This is a genomic window from Methylobacillus draconifructus (genome assembly GCF_045984385.1).
In the GTDB taxonomy this organism is placed as follows: Bacteria; Pseudomonadota; Gammaproteobacteria; order Burkholderiales; family Methylophilaceae; genus Methylobacillus; species Methylobacillus flagellatus_A.
Genome location: NZ_JBJQIJ010000002.1, coordinates 237,253 through 255,852, shown reverse-complemented (window position 1 = coordinate 255,852; position 18,600 = coordinate 237,253). Strand labels below are relative to the sequence as shown.

The following is an 18,600-nucleotide window of genomic DNA, read 5'->3' as shown; positions in this document are numbered from 1 at the left end:
TCGATACCTAGTGCTTGGAATGGGGCCTGGTGAGGCCTTGGATCATGGCGTGTTGCATGAGGGAAACGCGCTGGTCTATTGGTTGCCAGTCAACCCAGTCGTCTCCCGCCATGCCGATTTCCAGGGCGCATACTCCATGGATGCCGGCCCATAATGTCTGGGCGATCAAGTCCATGTTGACCAGGTCGGCACGGAATGCCTGCTGTTCAAACGCCTGCTGCACCATGGAGCGCAGGTAGGCATAAGCGTCCTGCTCGATATTGCCTTGGCGCAGCTTAGATTTGTCCTTGCTGTTGCTTGGCTTGGGCGTCATGAACATGAAGCGGTAATGATTGGGATAGGCCAAGGCGAAACGGGAATAGGCGCTGCAGAGTACCTTCAATTGCTCTACTGCGTCGGGCACGGCGTCTGCGTTGATATTGCGCAGGTCGTTCGCCAATATCAGGGAGTCGTGGTCGCACAAAGTTTGCAGCAGGTCGTTCTTGTCCTTGAAATACAAGTATATCGTGGTGGGCGAATAGCCGACCCGTTTGGCGATCTCGCGCATGGAGACGGCTTCCACGCCATGCTGTACAAACAGGTCGCGGGCGGCGTCGAGAATCAGCTTCTGCAGTTGCCGGCGTTCTTCTATGGTTTTGACTCTGGGAGGCATGCGCTGGAACATTGACATCATCGAGGATGATTATTAAACGATGTTAACTTAACGGTGTCAATTTATAGTTTGAGTGAAAGGAAATCAGAAATAGAAAAAGCTGGTTTTGCTTGGATTGATGCCGACGCAGGCGGAAGGATAATTCCTGGCAGTACAACGAAAAACGGGAGCCTAGCTCCCGTTTAGAACATGGCTAGAAACTGAATTTTTCCGGCTGGGGGGCGTTTTCGAGCTGCGGGAGCGTGGTCTCGAAAATCACGTCCTGCCGTAATCCGTCTTCGCTGATGCGCCGCACGATGGTGGCCTCCATCACCGGAGGTTCGCCGATGACGGCAAACAGCCTGCCGCCGATATGCAGCTGCTTTGTTGCCAGCGGCGGTAGCGCCAGTGAGCCAGTGAAAACGATCACGTCATAAGGGCCGTTGTCCGGCCACCCGCGCGCGCCGTCGCCTACATGCAGCGTCACATTGCTGATTTGCTGCTGGAGCAGCCTCGCATTTGCCTGGTGGCTAAGCTCGGCGTTGATCTCGACGCTGTGCACCTCTTGCGCAAGTGAGGCAAGCAGGGCGGTGAAGTAGCCGCTGCCGGTGCCGATTTCCAGGACTTTATCGGTTGGCTTGATTTCCAGCGATTGCAGGATGCGGCCTTCCATCTTGGGGGAAAGCATGGTCTGGCCGAAGCCGATGGGGATTTCGATATCGGCAAACGCCAGGCCGCGATATTGCTCGGGGACAAACGCTTCGCGCGGCACGCGGCCCAAAAGGTCGAGTACGGTGCCGTCAAGCACCTCCCAGGGGCGGATCTGCTGCTCTATCATGTTGAAGCGGGCTTGTTCTACATCATGGTGCATCGCAATTGTCCTTATCCATCGCATGGCTATCGGTTTGCCGATTATAGCGCCAGACGGCAGAGTTTCAAGCTGGATCGCGTGACCTGCCAGCTTTAGGCACATGATGCTCTGCATCAACTGTGCATCGTCCACAATAATCTTGATCGAATCAGGGTTTTAACGTACATTCCTTCCATCGCTAGGGGTCTGCTGTTGCACGCTGAGGCATGCAATGGCAGTGAGAATTACCCTTTGAACCTGATGTGGATTATCCCACCGTAGGGAAGCGCAGTTTGGTTTGATGGGGTGGTTTCTATTTTTTTATTCCCCTGTCGGTACTCCAAAAACGCTTCCCGCATTTTGGAGACTTGAATGAACGCCACCGACAAAAACCTGCAGCAGAATTTCCTCAATGCCACCGCCCAGGTCGATCCGGGCGCAACGCAGCCTTTTACCAATTCCCGCAAGATCTATATCGAAGGCTCGCGCCCCGACATCCGCGTTCCTTTCCGCGAGATCAGCCTGTCCGATACGCCATCGGCATTCGGCGCCGAGAAGAACCCGCCGGTGATTGTCTACGACACTTCCGGTCCTTACACTGACCCGGATGTGCAGATCGACATCCGCAACGGTTTGCCGGCCCTGCGCGCTGGCTGGATTGCCGAGCGCGGCGATACCGAGCAACTGGACGGGCCGACTTCCAGCTATGGCCTGGAACGGCTGCACGATCCCAAGCTGGCCGACATGCGCTTCAACCTGCATCGCAAACCGTTGCGTGCCAAGGCAGGCAGGAACGTGACGCAGATGCACTATGCGCGCCAAGGCATCATTACTCCGGAGATGGAGTTCATCGCCATCCGCGAGAACCAGCGCCGCGAAGGCATGAGCGAACTGTTGCAGACCCAGCATGCCGGGCAGCATTTCGGCGCTTCCATTCCTGAAATCATCACGCCTGAGTTCGTCCGGGACGAAGTGGCGCGCGGCCGGGCAATCATTCCTGCCAATATCAACCACCCCGAAATCGAGCCGATGATCATCGGCCGCAATTTCCTCGTGAAGATCAATGCCAATATCGGCAATTCCGCCGTCAGCTCAAGCATAGGCGAAGAAGTCGAGAAGATGGTCTGGGGCACCCGCTGGGGCGGCGATACCGTGATGGACCTGTCCACCGGCAAGAACATCCACGAAACGCGCGAGTGGATCATCCGCAATTCACCCGTGCCGATCGGCACCGTGCCTATCTACCAGGCGCTGGAAAAGGTCAACGGCAAGGCCGAAGACCTGACTTGGGAAATCTTTCGCGATACCTTGATCGAGCAGGCGGAGCAGGGCGTGGATTATTTCACCATCCATGCCGGCGTGCGTTTGCAGTACATTCCGATGACCGCCAGGCGCATGACCGGCATCGTCTCGCGCGGCGGCTCCATCATGGCGAAGTGGTGCCTGGCGCACCATAAGGAGTCTTTCCTCTACGAGCATTTCGAGGAAATTTGCGACATCATGAAGGCCTACGATGTCAGCTTCTCGCTCGGCGACGGCCTGCGTCCCGGCTCGATCTACGATGCCAATGATGAAGCCCAGTTTGCTGAGCTGAGAACCTTGGGTGAATTGACCCGGATCGCCTGGAAGCATGACGTGCAGACCATGATCGAAGGCCCTGGCCACGTACCCATGCACATGATCAAGGAAAACATGGACTTACAGCTGGAGCATTGCGGCGAGGCCCCGTTCTATACTCTGGGACCTTTGACCACCGATATCGCACCCGGCTACGACCACATCACTTCCGGCATCGGCGCCGCGATGATCGGCTGGTACGGTTGCGCGATGCTGTGCTACGTCACGCCGAAGGAGCACCTGGGCCTGCCGGATAAGGAAGACGTGCGCGTCGGCATCGTCACCTACAAGATTGCCGCGCACGCCGCCGACCTGGCCAAAGGCCACCCCGGCGCGCAGATTCGCGACAACGCCCTGTCCAAGGCGCGTTTCGAGTTCCGTTGGGAGGACCAGTTCAACCTCGGCCTCGATCCCGAGAAAGCCAAGGAATTCCACGACGAGACCCTGCCGCAGGAAGGCGCGAAGCAGGCGCATTTCTGCTCCATGTGCGGCCCCCACTTCTGTTCAATGAAGATCACACAGGACGTGCGCGAATACGCCGACAAGCTGGGCATGGACGAACAGGCGGCGCTGAGCAAGGGCATGCAGGAAAAGGCGATTGAGTTCGTCAAGCGCGGTAGCGAGGTTTACCAGAAGATTTGATGGCACAGGCAGGCTTAAATTGCCATGCATGAGACAACGGCCAGTTTAACTGGCCGCTTTTATGTCAGCGAAGTGCTGTGAAGACGTATCCAGTCTGCAAATGCATTTTCACTGAGGTTGCCAGCAGCGACATCCAGCATGACGAATACCTTGTCTGCATCGGTTGCCGTGAGATCAAAACCGTTCAAACGCAAGAATAATAATGTTGCTACAAAGGCCATACGCTCATTGCCATCAGCAAAAGGATGATTACGTGCAATGCCATAACCGTAGGCCGCTGCAAGATCGGCGAAATCCGGGTTGTCATAGGCAGCAAGGTGTTCGGGACGAGCCAAGGCAGATTCCAGCAGGCCCTGATCGCGGATACCCCTTAATCCGCCATGTTCAGCCAATTGCTCGTCATGCACGGCAAGGATGATAGGCAAGGGGATCCATACCCAGTCATGCTGGTTCATTTTGCCAGTTCACGCAGGACGGCGCGGTTTTCCTTCATGATCTTGCGTGCAAGTTCCATTTGCTGCTCGAACTCTTCATTGTGTGGGGTAATGCTGAAGCCATCGGGCGTTTCAGTGACGAATAACTCATCGCCTTTTTCCAGCTTAAACTTGCCAAGCAGTTCCTTTGGCAGGATCACGCCCAGCGAATTGCCGATTTGCGTCAGTTTGAGTGTGGACATGGCGATTGCCTCATGAATGTTATAACTTTGGTTATAATACACAAGTTTCCCAGGCATTCCAATGCATTGGCGCGTCAGTCCTGATTGCGATAGCCTGCTATGCTAAAATCACGCCATGACCACGCTTAAATTGAAACCCGGTGCAGCAACTTCGCCGAAGAATCCTGGCAAGCCGCCGGTACGCAGGGCCGACCCCGCCAAGCGTTCGCGTACGTCGGCGCCGGAATATGTGGCGAAGGCTTCGCCGGCAGCCGTTGCAGAAGCGAAAGAACCGGTAAAAAAAGAGCCAGCAAAACCTGTTCCCGCGACTGGACGAAGAGCAGCAGGGCCTGGTCGTACTGGCAGGAGTAATGCCGCTGGTAAATCCACATCCGCGGCAAAGACAGCAGCGCAGCGGCCAGCATCCGCCAGGAAGCCTTACGGCAAAAAAGACGATAATCCTCGCCAGTTTTCTGACCGAGACACACCGCGCCGCGGCGGCAAGCAACGTGACGGTTTCGAGCCTGGCGAGTTCAACCAGGACAGGAAGACCAATCCCAAGTTTTCGCCCAAGCCGGTTCCCAGTCAGCCTGAATTGCCCAGGCTTTCAAAGCGTATGGCCGAGCTAGGCCTGTGCTCGCGCCGCGAGGCGGATGAGTTCATCGCCAACGGTTGGGTGACGGTGAATGGCGAGGTGGTGGACGTGCTGGGTACGCGCGTATCGCCCGATGCCGAGATCAAGGTCAGCAAGGAGGCGCACAAGCACCAGTCGGAGATCGTCACCATCCTGCTGCACAAGCCCGTGGGCTACGTCTCCGGGCAGGCGGAGGACGGCTATGAGCCGGCCGTGGTATTGGTGCACCCGGACAACCAGTGGGAGGAAGACCCGACCCAGACGATATTCAAGCGCGGTCATTTACGCGGCTTGGCGCCTGCAGGGCGCCTGGACATCGATTCCACCGGCTTGCTGGTGCTGACCCAGGATGGCCGCGTGGCGCGCCAATTGATTGGCGAGGATTCGACGATCGAGAAGGAATACCTGGTGCGCGTCACTGGGACGCTCAGCGAGGAAGGGCTGAAAAAGCTCAATCACGGCCTAAGCCTGGATGGGGTCAAGCTCAAGCCCGCCAAGGTTTCCTGGCAAAATGAGGATCAGCTGCGCTTCGTGCTGCGCGAGGGGCGCAAGCGCCAGATCCGCCGCATGTGCGAACTGGTCGGGCTCACCGTGGTCGGACTCAAGCGCGTGCGTATCGGCAGCGTGGCCCTGGGCAAGCTGCCGGTGGGAACCTGGCGCTATTTGCGGCCTGGCGAGCGCTTCTAGGCAGCTTGCCTTATTGAGGAACATAAATGGGATTGTTTGACAGTATTGCAGGTTCGGTGATGGGCAAGCTCGCTGGCGGCAGCGGCAACCCGATGGTGCAGGCCGGGCTGGAGCTCATGAACAAGTCCGGCGGGCCGCAAGGCGTGCTCGACAAGCTGCGTGCCAATGGCCTGGGTGCCGAGGTCGAGTCATGGCTGGGCTCCGGCGGCAACCTGCCATTGAACCTGCAACAGGTATTGCAGGTTTTCGGACAAGAGTTGATCCAGTCGATGGCGGCGCAGTTTTCCCTGCCTGTCGACGATTTCGGCCGCAAGCTGGCGGAATACCTGCCGCAGGCGATCGATAAGCTCAGTCCGGACGGCAAGCTGCCGAGCAGCCAGGCGGAACTGATGGCGCGGGCATTTTCCTTGCTTAAGGAATAGCGGTTCCTGCGGAAGCGTCGGGGGGGCGGTTCATCGCAGGGTCACAAGCATGAGGCATGATAATGCCGCCAATATCAACAACAAAGACAGCAGGACATGGATATCTTATTACTATTCAAGGCATTTATCCTCGGCGTTATCGAGGGGGCCACCGAATTTCTCCCCATCAGCAGCACGGGCCATCTCATCATCATCGGCGATTTGCTCGATTTCAACGACGACAAGGGCAAGGTGTTCGAGATCGTCATCCAGTTGGGCGCCATCCTCGCCGTATGCTGGGAATACCGCAGCCGCCTGACCTCGGTGGCGACCACCTTGCATACCAATACGTCGCAGCGTTTTATTCTCAATCTGTTCGTCGCATTCCTGCCTGCGGCCATCCTAGGCCTGCTGCTGCACGGCTTCATCAAGGAGCACCTGTTCTCCTCGATTACCGTGGCGTGCGCCCTGATCATCGGCGGCTTCGTCATCCTGCTGGTGGAAAATCTCTATTCGCACGACAAGGCCCCTGCCGCCAAGGCATCGAACCTCAACGAGATTACGCCATGGCAGGCGCTCAAGGTCGGTTGCGCGCAATCGCTGGCGATCATGCCCGGCGTGTCGCGTTCCGGCGCCACCATCCTTGGCGGCATGATCTTCGGCCTCAACCGCAAGACGGCAACCGAGTTCTCCTTCTTCCTGGCAATCCCGGTGATGCTGGCGGCGACGGTCTATGATGTCTACAAGAATCGCGAGCTGTTTGTCGCAGAAGACCTGGCGATGTTCGGCGTCGGTTTCATCACAGCTTTCCTCGCAGCGCTGGTGGCGATCAAGACCCTGATCCGCTACGTGGCCAACCACGATTTCAAGGGGTTTGCCTATTACCGCATCGTGCTCGGCATCATCGTGCTGGCTTATTACTGGTAATCGCCCGCATCCGTATCGCTGCCGGTCAGGCGCCGGCAGTGATACACTCATCCTCTTCGCGCGCAATCAAAACAGGATAGGTTAATGAATAAAATCCTTAAGTATTCCTTGTTTGGCCTCGGCGGAATCGTTCTGGTGCTGGTCATCATCGTGGCGGTGTTCGCCGCTACCTTCAACCCGAACGATTACAAACCCATGATCGTGAAACTGGTGCAGGACAAGAAGCAGCGCATCCTCAATATCGAGGGCGACATCAAGTTGGCGTTCTGGCCCAAGCTGGGTGCGGACCTGGGCAGGATTTCCCTGTCAGAGCACAACAGCGACAAGGAATTTGCCGCCGTGGAGGGGCTCAAGGTCTCCGTGGCGTTGATCCCGTTATTGAGGAAAGAGCTGGTGGTCGATGCGGTCTATGTGGACGGCGCGCGTGCCAATATCGTGCGCCACCAGGACGGCAGCACCAATTTCGACGATTTGCTGAGCGAGGACAAGGACGAGCCTTCGCAGGAAATCAATTTTGATATTTCCAGCATCAACGTCAGCAATTCCGCCGTGAGCTTCCATGACGAGGCCGCGGACAGCACCTATGCCGTCAAGCAGTTCAACCTCAAGACCGGGCGCGTTGCGCTTGCCACGCCATTCGACCTTGCCAGCGATTTCGAAGTGAGCGCCAGCGCGCCCAAGGTGGAGGCCAAGGTCAAACTGCAAGGCAACTTCATGGCCGATGTCGAGAACCAGCATTTTGCCGCGCAAAAGCTGGATGCCGTGATCAAGGGCAATATCGCGGATGTGCAGGATGCGGACATCCGCCTGACAGGCGATGTGGATGCGCGCCCTGAAAACATGGAATTCCTCGTGAACGGCCTCAAACTCGCGTTTTCCGGCCAGCTTGCCGATGCCAAGCTGGTGGCGGATTTCGCTGCGCCCAAGCTGGTAGTGCGTAAGGATGAAGTGTCTGGCGACAAGGCCGAACTGGCCTTCAGCCAGGAAAAAGCAGGCGACAGCATCAAGGCCCAACTGGTGTTGGCGGACATCAAGGGTTCGCCAAGGGAGCTGCAAAGCAGCGGCGTCAATGGCGAGTTCAGCCTCAAGCAAACCGACCGCAGCGTGGAAAGCAAGTTCTCATCGCCATTCAAGGGCAACCTGGAAGATTTGGTGTTCGAGCTGCCCAAGCTGGCAGGCAAGATAGACATCAAGGACAAGGCCTTGCCGAAAGGCGTTGCCCAGGGCGAGTTCGCCTTCAAGCTGCTGGCTGACGTCAAGCAGGAAAAGGTAGACAGCGATTTCAGCCTGGATATCGAGGACACCAAACTTAAGGGCGACGTGGTCGTGGCCGGCTTTGCCAGGCCCGATGTCCGCTTCAACCTCAGCGGCGACAAACTGGACTTGAACAAACTGCTGGGCAATAACGCGGCCAGTACAAAGCCGGCGCAGAAAACCGCAAGCAAGCCGGCAGTCGAGCCGTCCGCGCCAGATCTTTCCGCATTGAAAGACCTGCTGTTGCAGGGCAATGTGAACATCGGCAGCATCGTCTACGAGAAATTCCGCCTGGCCGGGCTCAAGCTCGGCATCAAGGCCGACGGCAAGGCGCTCAATGTCAGCCCGTTCAACGTGAGACTCGACGAAACCACGATCAACGGCAAGTTCGGTATCAGTCGGTTCGAGCAGCCGATCTACCATTTCGACGTCGATATCGACAAGCTGGATGCGGACCGCTATATCACCGATTCCGAAGCGAAGCCTGCGAAACCGGCGCCAGCCACGGCGAGCAAGCCGCAGGAAGACGCCCCCATAGACCTGAGCGCATTGCGGCAATTGAATGCGGACGGCGAGCTGCGCATCGGCTCGCTCAAGGTGGCCAACGTCAAAAGCACGAATGTGCGCATCAAGCTAAAGGCGGACTCGGGGGTGGCCGAACTCGCCCCTTTTTCCGCTAACCTCTACGAGGGCTCCATGAACGGCGCCCTGACGGTCGACGCCCGCAGCACGCCGAATATCGCCATCAAGCAGGACATGAAGAGCATCGCGATCGGCCCCTTGCTGACAGACGCCATCAACAACGACATGCTCAACGGCAAAGGCAGCCTGAACCTGGACATCACCACCAGCGGCGATACCGTGAATTCCCTCAAGAAAGGGCTGAACGGCAAGGCTGTGCTCAACCTCAAGGACGGCGCGGTCAAGGGCATCGATATCGCCGGGACGCTGCGCGGCGCCAAGGACAAGCTCAATGCGCTCAAGGGCAGCACCAGCGTCGCGGGCGACAAGAGCAAGCAGACGGATTTCAGCGAAATGTCCGCCAGCTTCAATATCAAGAATGGCGTGGCGCACAACGACGACCTCGACATGAAGGCGCCGTTGTTCCGCATTGCGGGCAACGGCAGCGTCGACATTGCCAACGAAACCCTGGATTACCTTGCCAAGCCTACCGTGGTCGCCTCCCTCAAGGGCCAGGGCGGGGCGGGCCTGCAGGAGCTCAACGGCCTCACCGTGCCGGTCAAACTCACCGGGACCTTCACTAAGCCAGCCTACGCCATCGACTTTGCCGGGCTGGCTGCTGCCGTGGCCAAGAACAAGTTGTTGGAAGGCGCCGGCGGCGCCAAGGGCGAGGCGGTCAAGAACCTGCTGGAAGGCAACCGTGAGGAGGCGGTGAAATCCCTGCTCAACAAGAAAAGCGACAAGAGCAAGGACGAAGCCGGCAGCGAGGCACCGCCTGCCTCCTCTGAAGACAAGGTGAAGCAGAAACTCCAGAACCTGTTTGGCCGTTGAAATGAATCTCGCTGAGATGACCCTGACGCAATACCCTCCCATCGCCGACAGGCTGGTAGCCTGGCAGAAACAGCACGGCCGCCACGACCTGCCTTGGCAGAATACGTACGACCCGTATGCCATCTGGGTGTCGGAGATCATGCTGCAACAGACGCAAGTGGCGGCGGTGATCGGCTACTACCAGAAGTTCATGCGGCGTTTCCCGAGCATTGCCAGCCTTGCGGCGGCTAGCCAGGATGACGTCATGCAGCACTGGAGCGGCTTGGGCTATTATTCGCGCGCGCGCAACCTGCACAAGGCGGCGCAGCAGGTGGTGAGCCTGCATGCGGGCGAATTTCCGCGCGATTTCGATGTCATCCAGGCCTTGCCGGGGATCGGCCGCTCCACGGCGGCCGCCATCTCCTCGTTCGCATTCGGGCTGCCGCAGCCGATCATGGACGGCAACGTAAAACGCGTGTTTGCGCGTTATTTCCTGGTCGAGGGCTGGCCGGGCCTGCCCAGCGTCGAGAAAAAGCTGTGGCAGATCGCCGAAGCAATGCAGCCCCAGGCGGAAATGGGCACTTATGCGCAGGCCTTGATGGACCTGGGAGCCACGGTTTGCGTCCGCAGCCGTCCGCGTTGCGCCAATTGCCCATTGCAGGAGGATTGCGGCGCGCTGCTGGCGGAGCGCGTTGGCGAACTGCCTGCTTCCAAGCCGCGCAAGACCATCCCGGAGAAAGCCGTGCAGATGCTGGTGATGACGCATGAAGGCCGCGTCTTGCTGCAGAAGCGCCCGGATAGCGGTATCTGGGGCGGGCTATGGAGCCTGCCTGAACTGGAGATCGGCCAGGACGGACGGGCATGGGGGAGGCAGGCATTCGGAGTGGAGGGAGCTGCGCCGGTTTCGCTTGTGCAGCTGACCCATGTATTCACGCATTTCAAGTTGCACATCACCGCCAACCATATGCCCGTGGATGCCTTGCCTTTGCAGGCGCGGGAGCCGGGCCTGCAATGGATTGCGCTGGATGAGGCGATCGACGCCGCGCTGCCGGTGCCGGTGCGCAAGATACTGCAGGCCTTGGCTGCACAGCAACAGGTTGCAAGCCCGGGCCAGCGGCAACTGGCGTTAGTTTGATGTAGAGCCGCTATCCTTCTGTCGTTGTTGCCCTGCCTTACCGTGTTGTTTGTATTGTCTACGGAAGCCTGGCCAGAGTCGCTGTGCTTAATGCGGTGTCTAGGCGGCTCTTCTGGTCCTCTGGTCCAGTCGTCGCGATTGCCGCTTGCGCAGCCAGATGATGATGCCTGTCACGCTCAGCATGGCGACAACCGCGCCCATGACCGAAATCAGGATGCGCCCCGGCAATCCCAGGATACGTCCGGAGTGCAGCGGAAACTGGACTTGCATGAAGATGTCTCCTGCGCTGCCTGTGCCGGGAATGCTTTCTCCGGCCATGCTGCCGTCCTTGCCGTCGAAATAGAGCCAGGGATTGCCCAGGCCGCCGTCGCCATGGTCGTTGCCGGTCTCGAAGAATCCCACGCCATAGAGCCCGAACGCGGGCGAGTAGAACACGGCGCCAGCCGGTGCCGTCCAACCGCGTTTGCGGGCCTCTGCACGCGCAATCTCCAGGACTTGCTCGCGCCGGATGCCCGGCAGCAACGGTTCGTCCTCGGGCTGCGGCATGCGGGATGCGAACGGGCTGGGGCTGAGGCTGGAGAAGGTTTCCACCAGCGGCCGCATGACCTGGAAATTCAGGTTCATGGAGACGGAGGTAACGGCTAGCATGAGCAACAGCAGCCATACCCAGACGCCGCCGGAGCGGTGCAGGTCGAAATTGAGCTTGTAGCCGCCCTGCTTCCAGCGAAAGGCGAACGATTTGCGCCAGGACTTGAAGTTGGGAAACGATATCCACAGCGCGATCAGGTTGTCGAACACCCAGATGATGGCGATGATGCCCATGAACAGCACCCCGAGTTCCAAGCCCCAGGCGTCGGGGATATGCATGCTGTAATGCAGCTTGTAGAGAAACGGCAGCAGGTTCTCGCGCGTCAGCGACACGGCGCCCCATTCGCGCTGGCCCTGGATTTCGCCATTGGCCGGGTTGAGGGCCACCTGGTTGTAACCCAGCGGTTTGGCTTTTCCAGTCGCCGCATCCGGTGTGGCGCTGACGCTCATGCCCAGCGTATGGCCAGGTTCTATGGCAAGCGGCAGATACGTTACCATCAATTGCGGGCGCTCCTGTTCCAACTGGTTGGCAAGCGCCAGCGGGGATCGCGCGGTTCCTTCGCCGGACGCGTGGAACAATGCGGGATTCAGCCACTCGTCCAGCTCGTGGTCCCACGAGATCACGGCGCCGGTCAGCCCGGCGATGAAGAGGAACACGGCCATGGCGAGGCCGAACCAGCGATGGATGACAACCAGGTATTTACGCATTGAAAAGCAATAATGGGTGGAGGTAAAAGTCGATATTTTATATAATAGATAATGAGTTTTATTAAAAATAATCAAGCACAACAGTAATTTTGTGCATCTTGTAGGCCGGAATTTCGACTGGCTGCATCAGTATCACCATATCTGATCGGGGAATTTGCACCGCTGGGCAATTCCCTGTCCCACGCCTTGCGTTCGCAGGCTTGCCCGGCATTGCTGAATTCAATGCGGGAGCATCATGAAACCCAAATCTACACATTACCGTATGTGCGGGTGGCTGGTCAGCCTTGCCATCATGCAGGCACAAGCTGCCGAGGAGAAATTGCCGGAAGTGCAGGTGAGCAGCCACTTGGAAAAGGAAACCCCCACAAGCGCCGTACGCGGCTATACCGCCAAGCGAAGCGCGACGGCGACTAAGACGGACACCGGCATCCTAGAGACGCCGCAATCCGTCTCCGTGATCACGGCAGATCAGATTGAAGACCAGCGCGCGCAATCGATACAGGAAGTCCTGCGCTACACTGCCGGGGTCGTGTCCGACCAGTACGGGTTGGATTCAAGGTCGGATTCCTATGCCATCCGCGGCATGGATGCCACGCAGTACCTGAATGGCCTGCGCCAGATCAACACCTTCTACTCCGAGACCGTACGTCCCGACCCTTATGCCATGGAGCGCGTCGAGGTGTTGCGGGGGCCTTCTTCCATGCTGTACGGGGCGGGCGGCGTCGGCGGCGTGGTCAACCTGGTGTCCAAGCGCCCGCAGACGGAAACCAAGCGCGAAATGAGCGTCCTGCTCGGCAATTACCAGCGCAAGCAATTGCAGGCCGATTTCACGGGGCCGGTCGCGGACAGCGACAGTTTGTTCTACCGCTTGGTATTGTTGGGACGCGATAGCGAGAGCCAGGTCAAGCATGCAGGGGACGAGCGCACCCTGATTGCGCCTTCGCTGACCTGGAAGCCGAACGATCGCACCAGCGTTACCTTGCTGGCCCAGTACCAGCGCAATAACGGGCGGCCTACGCCGCAATTCCTGCCTTGGTCCGGCGTGCTGCGTCCCAACCCGAACGGCAATATTCCGTTCGACACCTATCTCGGCGATCCCGGCTTCGACCGCTACGTCTCCGAATCCACCCATCTGGGCTGGGCACTCGAGCATGCGTTCAGCGACCACCTGAAGTTCAGGCAAAACGCCCGCTACACCAGCAGCACGAACGATTACCGCAGCCTCTACCCCGACAGTTTCAGCGCCAACCCTTATATTGATGCCAACCAGCGCGTGCTGAACCGGTACGTGGATGTTTCCGAGACGAATTCCAAGACCGTCAATCTCGACAATCACCTGGAAGCCAGCTTCAATACCGGCGATTTTTCACATACTTTGCTGCTGGGCTTGGATTACGGACGTTTTCGCCAAGCCAAGAACGCCGGTTTTTCCCTCAATCCCAATAACTCGATTAATGTCTACGACCCAATTTACACCCCTGTAGATACGTCCGGTCTTGTATTGACACCATCGTTCTCGCGCCTGACCCAGGTCGGCGTCTACGTGCAGGACCAAGTGCGCTACAAGCAATGGGTGCTGACGGCCGGCATACGCCGCGACGAGGCCAAGAATGAAGTCCAGGGAGCGGAGACCAAGCGGGATTACGCAACCACGGAACGCTACGGCCTGACCTATTTGGCCGAGAACGGCTGGGCGCCTTATGTCAGCTATGCCGAATCCTTCTTGCCTGTTGCCGGAACAGACCGCTTGGGCGGCCTGTTCGAACCACAGCGCGGCAAACAATGGGAGCTGGGGGTGAAGTACGAGCCGCCAGGGTCCCGCACGCGCCTGACTGCGGCAGTGTTCGATATGCGCGACCAGAACCGCCAGACGCCCGATCCCGTCAACCCCAACTATTCAGTCCAGAGAGGCGAAATTCATACAAGAGGCCTCGAATTGGAAGCGACCAGCTCTTTGACCAACCACCTGAGCCTGATTGCAAGCTATAGCTACCTGGATGCGCGCTACAACAAGACCAACAACCCGGCCGAGCGAGACAACCAGGTCGAGACCATTCCCAAGCACCTGGCTTCTGCATGGGCGGTGCAGCGTTTTGCGCTGGGCGACCTGCACGGGTTCCGCGCCGGGCTCGGCGTGCGCTACATCGGCAGCAGCCAGGATGCCAACGAGCAGGTCAAGGCGCCCGACGTCACCCTGGTCGATGCCATGCTCGGGCTGGATTACGGGTCGTGGCGCTATGCGCTCAATGCCAGCAACCTGTTCGATAAGGAGTATGTATCCACTTGCATCTCGCGGGGCGATTGCTGGCTGGGGCCGCGCAGGCAAGTGATTGCCAGCGCCACCTATTATTGGTAAGCGCTTACTTTCGATGATGAGGCAATAAAAAAGCCCGCTCAGCGGGCTTTTTAGAATGAAGCCAGGCTTAGATATCGCCCCAGCTTTCCTCCCACATGCAGTGCTTGATCTTGTGGCGGTTGGCGATCAGTTCGTCGATGGTCGGCTCATCGTTCAGGGCGCGCTTGATCGCGAGCTTGGTGGCTTCGTAGTTGTTCTTGTACATGTCGGCCTTGTCCAGCTTGCCTTCCTTCGCCAGCGGGCCGCAGCCTGGATCGATCCAGACCAGGCTGATGATGGCCAAGTCGTTGACCTGGTCCTTGGGGATGATGCCTTCGATCACACAGTCGAGGATCGCATCGGCGGTAGCGGCCTGCACTACGCCGCCGAACAGTTCGATGTTGATGGAATCCTTCAACGTCACCTTAGGCACCATCATGGTGGCGGGACGTACCAGCTGGTTGATGTCGCGTACGGCGAACATGGCGGAATGGCCCTTGGTCTGCGCCATCAGGTTGGCAAACGCCTGGCCGACTGGGCCGTCAACAGCGCCGATCACGATTTCTGGCATAGCCGCGGTGACGTCCTTGCCTTCGCTGAAAATAGTGGCTTCACCAGCCTTGAAAACGATTTTTGACATCTGGGTATCCTTAAGGGAGAGATAATGAACGAAACGCTGTATTTTACCCAAGCGGCAGGGGCGGGGCAAACTTCCGGCATGTTCAGTCCCTTGTTAAAGTTTGCTAAAGACGTCTGACAAAACTCAGTGAAGCCATCTGACTGGGCGGCTGTGCCGGCACACTAAAAGTGTCGGGACAAGGACGCCAGGAAAGTTTTTGGCAGCCGCTCTAAATGGCTAAATTCAGCTGAGCTGCGATCGTTATACCGTTTATCGGTGCAGCGCTTCCGTTTGTCGGAAGAATTGGCAAACGAGCGGGCTTGCACTGCATGATGCATTCTGGGCAAAAAAGGAGTTCTGATGAAACCTGGGCAAAAGGGCTTTACCTTGATCGAACTGATGATTGTGGTGGCCATTATCGCCATTCTGGCATCCATCGCCGTGCCTTCCTATTCGCGCTACGTGGCGCGTGCCAAGGTGGCCGAGGCCATCTCGCAATTGTCCGATATCCGCAACCGCATGGAGCGCAACTACCAGGATAAGCGCCGTTACAGCTGCGAGGATGTCGTCATGCCAGCCGCCCCTGCGGTGCAGTATTTTACTTACGCATGCGGCACGCCCAACGGAGACCAGACCTTCCTCATCACGGCTACTGGTGTGGCGGCGCAAGGCATGACCGGTTACGAATTCACCATCAACCAGGATAATGCACGCCGGACGACGGCGTTTCCCGATGCCACGGTGCCGGCGAATTGCTGGATCACCAAGCACGGCGGGAGCTGCTGAGGCATGAAGCAACGCGGCTTTACATTGGTGGAGTTGATCGTGACCTTGACGGTATTGACGATTCTATTGGCGGTGGCCGTCCCCAGCTTCCGGGAAATGTTGCTGAACTTCCAGATACGCTCCGCCGCGGAAGGCTTGAATACAGGCTTGCAACTCGCGCGGGCCGAGGCTATCCGCCGCAACGTCAATGTCGTGTTCACCTTGAGCGGCAATGCCACCTGGACGATCGGCTGCCAGGTGGTGGTGGCCGATGCCGACAACGATGGCGTGGAGGATTGCCCCGAAGTCATCCAGAGCAAGGAAAGCACTGAAGGCGCGGTCAACGTCAATGTCGAAGTGGTGCCGGCAGGCGCCACCAGCGTGACCTTCAACGGGCTGGGCCGGGTCACGTTCAACAATGATGGCAGCAACGTCATGCGCCAGGTGGATATTGCCGCGAACGAAGGCAACGGCCGGAACCTGCGCATCCTGATCCGGGGCGGCAGCGTACATTTCTGCGACCCTGGCATTTCGACAGTTGGAGACCCACGCGTATGCGCCTAAGGCCTGTACATCAAAAGCTACGCGCTGCCCAGGGCGGCTCCATCCTGCTGGAGGGGCTGATCGCGATCCTGGTGTTTTCCATGGGCATATTGGCGATCATCGGCTTGCAGGCTGCTTCCATGAGGACCGTATCCGACGCGCAATACCGCTTGGAGGCAAGCTATCTCGCCAATCGCCTGGTTGCCAGCATCTGGACCGCCGGGCCATCCCAGATCGCGAACTACGGCCTGCCGGGAGGCAGCTCAGAAACGCTGGCGGAGTGGCTGGCCGACGTGAAAAAGCGTCTGCCCGGTGCCGAGACCAAAGCGCCCACGGTCGTGATCGCGGGAGACGCGACCGCAGGCTATACCGCGACGGTGACCGTATTCTGGCAGCCGCCTTCAGAAACCGAGCCGCATAGCCATACCACCGTGGCCTATATCAATAACAACCCAACGCCATGAAGACGAGCGCAATCTTGAAGCATCATGCCGGGTACAGCCTGGTGGAAATCATGGTCGGCATGACCATCGGCCTGCTGGGCCTGCTGGTGATCGCGCAGGTGTTGTCCGTATCGCAGGACAGCAACCGCACGACCAACAGCGGCGGCACAGCCCAGCAGAATGGTGCGCTGGCCCTGTTGGCGATAGAGCGCGATATCCGCCAATCCGGCTACGGCATGAACGTATCGCAGAACCTGGGCTGCCAAGTGGCAGGCGTCGATAGCACCACCGGGCGGGATGTACGTTTCCTGTTTACCCCGACGGTGATTACCCAGGGTCTGGACACGGCTCCGGATGAGATCCAGTTGACCTATAGCAATGCCAGCATGGTGACCAGTCCGTCTGCGCTCATGAAAGACTCAGCGGCTACCGGCACCAATACGGTATACACGGTCACCAATCGTTTCGGCTTCACCGTCGGCGATGTGGTCGTCGTGGCAGCACCTGGCCTGGATTGCGATTTGGCCCAGATTACGGCTACGCCAGCGAACCCTTACCAGAACGACATCCAGGTCGCTACCACGGCGCGTTATCGCGGTAGCCAGGTGTTCAGTTCCGGTGCGCAGGTATACAACATGGGCAGGAGCCCGGTCAGCAACCGGTATTCCATCGTGGATGGCGGATTGCAGGTATTTTCCGAGCTCACTGGCGAGGCGGAGCTGGTGGCGGATGGTATCGTCGATCTGCAGGCCGATTACGGCCTCAACCTGGATGGCGATACGGAAAACACCGTGGACGAGTATCGCGCATCACCGGATTTGGATAGCAGTGGCGTGGTCAGCTGGGATGAATGGGAGAAAGTCATCGCCATCCGTGTCGGGCTGGTGAGCCGCAGCAGCAAAAAGGAAACAAGCGCAGTCACGACGGAAGTGCCGAGCTGGGCAGGCGGCACTTTCAGCAACGTCTCCAACCTGGCGGATTGGCAGCAGTATCGCTACCGGGTGTTTGAAACCACCGTGGTGATCCGCAACATCTTATGGAAGCCCCCTTCATGAAGACGTCCTTGCTAACAAGTTCGAGCGTCATGCGCCAGCGCGGCGTCGTACTCATGGTGGCGCTGATCGTGCTGATCGCCATGACGCTGGCAGGCCTGGCCTTATGGCGCGCCGTGGATTCCGGCAATGTCATTGCCGGCAATCTTGCCTTCAAGCAATCAGCCACCATGTCCGCCGACCGCGGTTTGCAGGCGGCATTGGTTTGGCTGGACAACAACCGCAATGCGCTGAATGACAACAACACCTCCCACGGCTATATTGCCAATACCCTCACCACAGAGCCGGACTGGTATGGCAATGCGGTCTGGAGCAATGCCGTGGACCTGGGCACCGATGCGGCAGGCAACCGCGTGCAGTACCTGATCCACCGGCTCTGCCGTACCACAGGGGCCTATAACGGCGAGGACGGCACAGGCCAGGCCAATTCCTGCTCCACCTCGTTATCCAAGGCGCCAGTCACCAATGCTTCGCTGGGCAGCAGCCTGCAGATCGGCGCGGCCGTTTACCAGTCCAATCCGTCCGTGTACTACCGCATCACGGTCCGCGTGCTCGGGCCAAGGAACACCGTCAGCATCGTGCAGGCCACGGTCATGGTGCCGGTATAGATAGAACCCCAGCAT

Annotated in this window: 18 protein-coding genes and 1 riboswitch; of the genes, 12 read left to right on the top strand and 6 right to left on the bottom strand. The window is 58.5% G+C overall.

The annotated features are described in order from the left end of the window. Positions 1-7 precede the first annotated feature (7 nt). Entirely contained in the window at positions 8-652 is a 645-nt protein-coding gene (locus ACKF11_RS05055; RefSeq protein WP_407996196.1) for a TetR/AcrR family transcriptional regulator, read from the bottom strand. A gap of 193 nt (positions 653-845) precedes the next feature. Beyond that, the gene (locus ACKF11_RS05050) at positions 846-1,502 is read right to left on the bottom strand and encodes a protein-L-isoaspartate O-methyltransferase family protein (RefSeq protein ID WP_407996195.1); all 657 of its coding nucleotides are present in this window, start codon (positions 1,500-1,502) and stop codon (positions 846-848) included. A gap of 170 nt (positions 1,503-1,672) precedes the next feature. Then, positions 1,673-1,783, top strand: a riboswitch (TPP riboswitch). A gap of 70 nt (positions 1,784-1,853) precedes the next feature. Here ACKF11_RS05050 and thiC point away from each other — a divergent pair. After that, positions 1,854-3,740 carry a phosphomethylpyrimidine synthase ThiC gene (gene thiC, locus ACKF11_RS05045; protein WP_407996194.1) on the top strand — a complete coding sequence of 629 codons (1,887 nt, stop codon included), beginning with the start codon at positions 1,854-1,856 and terminating at the stop codon, positions 3,738-3,740. A gap of 59 nt (positions 3,741-3,799) precedes the next feature. Here thiC and ACKF11_RS05040 read toward each other — a convergent pair whose 3' ends face one another. Both ACKF11_RS05040 and ACKF11_RS05035 read right to left on the bottom strand, forming a co-directional pair. Continuing rightward, entirely contained in the window at positions 3,800-4,195 is a 396-nt protein-coding gene (locus ACKF11_RS05040; RefSeq protein WP_407996193.1) for a type II toxin-antitoxin system death-on-curing family toxin, read from the bottom strand. Further along, on the bottom strand, positions 4,192-4,416 hold the full coding sequence (locus tag ACKF11_RS05035) for an AbrB/MazE/SpoVT family DNA-binding domain-containing protein (RefSeq protein WP_309565780.1): 225 nt from the start codon (positions 4,414-4,416) through the stop codon (positions 4,192-4,194). Before ACKF11_RS05035 ends, ACKF11_RS05040 begins: the two co-directional genes overlap by 4 nt. A gap of 115 nt (positions 4,417-4,531) precedes the next feature. On the opposite strand from ACKF11_RS05035, the gene ACKF11_RS05030 reads away from it, so the two are divergent. The 5 genes from ACKF11_RS05030 to mutY all read left to right on the top strand — a co-directional run bounded on the left by ACKF11_RS05030 (position 4,532) and on the right by mutY (position 10,924). Next, positions 4,532-5,716, top strand: a complete 1,185-nt coding sequence (locus ACKF11_RS05030) for a pseudouridine synthase (protein WP_407996192.1) — start codon at positions 4,532-4,534, stop codon at positions 5,714-5,716. A gap of 26 nt (positions 5,717-5,742) precedes the next feature. Then, entirely contained in the window at positions 5,743-6,138 is a 396-nt protein-coding gene (locus ACKF11_RS05025; RefSeq protein ID WP_309565778.1) for a YidB family protein, read from the top strand. A 96-nt stretch (positions 6,139-6,234) separates the two neighbouring features. Next, positions 6,235-7,044, top strand: coding sequence for an undecaprenyl-diphosphate phosphatase (locus ACKF11_RS05020; RefSeq protein ID WP_407996191.1), 810 nt, complete (start codon positions 6,235-6,237; stop codon positions 7,042-7,044). Between the two features lie 84 nt (positions 7,045-7,128). Beyond that, a complete protein-coding gene (locus tag ACKF11_RS05015) occupies positions 7,129-9,810 on the top strand; it encodes an AsmA family protein (RefSeq protein WP_407996190.1) in 2,682 nt (893 codons plus the stop codon). Between the two features lies 1 nt (position 9,811). Next, positions 9,812-10,924 carry an A/G-specific adenine glycosylase gene (mutY, locus tag ACKF11_RS05010; protein WP_407996189.1) on the top strand — a complete coding sequence of 371 codons (1,113 nt, stop codon included), beginning with the start codon at positions 9,812-9,814 and terminating at the stop codon, positions 10,922-10,924. A 99-nt stretch (positions 10,925-11,023) separates the two neighbouring features. Here the strand turns inward: mutY and ACKF11_RS05005 are convergent, their stop codons facing one another. Beyond that, positions 11,024-12,220 carry a PepSY-associated TM helix domain-containing protein gene (locus ACKF11_RS05005; RefSeq protein WP_407996188.1) on the bottom strand — a complete coding sequence of 399 codons (1,197 nt, stop codon included), beginning with the start codon at positions 12,218-12,220 and terminating at the stop codon, positions 11,024-11,026. Positions 12,221-12,455: 235 nt separating this feature from the next. Between ACKF11_RS05005 and ACKF11_RS05000 the strand changes: the two genes are divergently transcribed. Further along, positions 12,456-14,576 (top strand): TonB-dependent siderophore receptor, encoded by a 2,121-nt coding sequence (locus ACKF11_RS05000; RefSeq protein WP_407996187.1) that lies wholly within the window; start codon positions 12,456-12,458, stop codon positions 14,574-14,576. Positions 14,577-14,643: 67 nt separating this feature from the next. Here the strand turns inward: ACKF11_RS05000 and fae are convergent, their stop codons facing one another. Further along, on the bottom strand, positions 14,644-15,195 hold the full coding sequence (gene fae, locus ACKF11_RS04995) for a formaldehyde-activating enzyme (protein ID WP_309565772.1): 552 nt from the start codon (positions 15,193-15,195) through the stop codon (positions 14,644-14,646). A 339-nt stretch (positions 15,196-15,534) separates the two neighbouring features. On the opposite strand from fae, the gene ACKF11_RS04990 reads away from it, so the two are divergent. From ACKF11_RS04990 to ACKF11_RS04970, 5 genes are read left to right on the top strand one after another with little or no spacing between them, the layout of a single operon-like run. Then, a complete protein-coding gene (locus tag ACKF11_RS04990) occupies positions 15,535-15,960 on the top strand; it encodes a type IV pilin protein (RefSeq protein WP_309565771.1) in 426 nt (141 codons plus the stop codon). 3 nt (positions 15,961-15,963) lie between these two features. After that, positions 15,964-16,503, top strand: coding sequence for a GspH/FimT family pseudopilin (locus ACKF11_RS04985; protein WP_309565770.1), 540 nt, complete (start codon positions 15,964-15,966; stop codon positions 16,501-16,503). Further along, positions 16,494-16,946 carry a type IV pilus modification PilV family protein gene (locus ACKF11_RS04980; RefSeq protein WP_407996186.1) on the top strand — a complete coding sequence of 151 codons (453 nt, stop codon included), beginning with the start codon at positions 16,494-16,496 and terminating at the stop codon, positions 16,944-16,946. The genes ACKF11_RS04985 and ACKF11_RS04980 overlap by 10 nt, the downstream gene beginning before the upstream one ends. Beyond that, positions 16,943-17,980, top strand: a complete 1,038-nt coding sequence (locus tag ACKF11_RS04975; protein WP_407996185.1) for a PilW family protein — start codon at positions 16,943-16,945, stop codon at positions 17,978-17,980. Before ACKF11_RS04980 ends, ACKF11_RS04975 begins: the two co-directional genes overlap by 4 nt. After that, positions 17,977-18,585 (top strand): pilus assembly PilX family protein, encoded by a 609-nt coding sequence (locus tag ACKF11_RS04970; protein ID WP_407996184.1) that lies wholly within the window; start codon positions 17,977-17,979, stop codon positions 18,583-18,585. Before ACKF11_RS04975 ends, ACKF11_RS04970 begins: the two co-directional genes overlap by 4 nt. Positions 18,586-18,600: the final 15 nt, after the last annotated feature.

What these genes read in the sequence shown, in the direction of transcription:
- ACKF11_RS05055 (WP_407996196.1), bottom strand. Translation starts at nt 652, where the DNA reads ATGCCTCCCAGAGTCAAAACCATAGAAGAACGCCGGCAACTGCAGAAG.
- ACKF11_RS04985 (WP_309565770.1), top strand. Translation starts at nt 15,964, where the DNA reads ATGAAGCAACGCGGCTTTACATTGGTGGAGTTGATCGTGACCTTGACG.
- ACKF11_RS05040 (WP_407996193.1), bottom strand. Translation starts at nt 4,195, where the DNA reads ATGAACCAGCATGACTGGGTATGGATCCCCTTGCCTATCATCCTTGCC.
- ACKF11_RS05005 (WP_407996188.1), bottom strand. Translation starts at nt 12,220, where the DNA reads ATGCGTAAATACCTGGTTGTCATCCATCGCTGGTTCGGCCTCGCCATG.
- ACKF11_RS05030 (WP_407996192.1), top strand. Translation starts at nt 4,532, where the DNA reads ATGACCACGCTTAAATTGAAACCCGGTGCAGCAACTTCGCCGAAGAAT.
- ACKF11_RS05025 (WP_309565778.1), top strand. Translation starts at nt 5,743, where the DNA reads ATGGGATTGTTTGACAGTATTGCAGGTTCGGTGATGGGCAAGCTCGCT.
- ACKF11_RS04975 (WP_407996185.1), top strand. Translation starts at nt 16,943, where the DNA reads ATGAAGACGAGCGCAATCTTGAAGCATCATGCCGGGTACAGCCTGGTG.
- ACKF11_RS05000 (WP_407996187.1), top strand. Translation starts at nt 12,456, where the DNA reads ATGAAACCCAAATCTACACATTACCGTATGTGCGGGTGGCTGGTCAGC.
- ACKF11_RS04980 (WP_407996186.1), top strand. Translation starts at nt 16,494, where the DNA reads ATGCGCCTAAGGCCTGTACATCAAAAGCTACGCGCTGCCCAGGGCGGC.
- fae (WP_309565772.1), bottom strand. Translation starts at nt 15,195, where the DNA reads ATGTCAAAAATCGTTTTCAAGGCTGGTGAAGCCACTATTTTCAGCGAA.
- mutY (WP_407996189.1), top strand. Translation starts at nt 9,812, where the DNA reads ATGAATCTCGCTGAGATGACCCTGACGCAATACCCTCCCATCGCCGAC.
- ACKF11_RS05035 (WP_309565780.1), bottom strand. Translation starts at nt 4,416, where the DNA reads ATGTCCACACTCAAACTGACGCAAATCGGCAATTCGCTGGGCGTGATC.
- ACKF11_RS05050 (WP_407996195.1), bottom strand. Translation starts at nt 1,502, where the DNA reads ATGCACCATGATGTAGAACAAGCCCGCTTCAACATGATAGAGCAGCAG.
- thiC (WP_407996194.1), top strand. Translation starts at nt 1,854, where the DNA reads ATGAACGCCACCGACAAAAACCTGCAGCAGAATTTCCTCAATGCCACC.
- ACKF11_RS05020 (WP_407996191.1), top strand. Translation starts at nt 6,235, where the DNA reads ATGGATATCTTATTACTATTCAAGGCATTTATCCTCGGCGTTATCGAG.
- ACKF11_RS04970 (WP_407996184.1), top strand. Translation starts at nt 17,977, where the DNA reads ATGAAGACGTCCTTGCTAACAAGTTCGAGCGTCATGCGCCAGCGCGGC.
- ACKF11_RS05015 (WP_407996190.1), top strand. Translation starts at nt 7,129, where the DNA reads ATGAATAAAATCCTTAAGTATTCCTTGTTTGGCCTCGGCGGAATCGTT.
- ACKF11_RS04990 (WP_309565771.1), top strand. Translation starts at nt 15,535, where the DNA reads ATGAAACCTGGGCAAAAGGGCTTTACCTTGATCGAACTGATGATTGTG.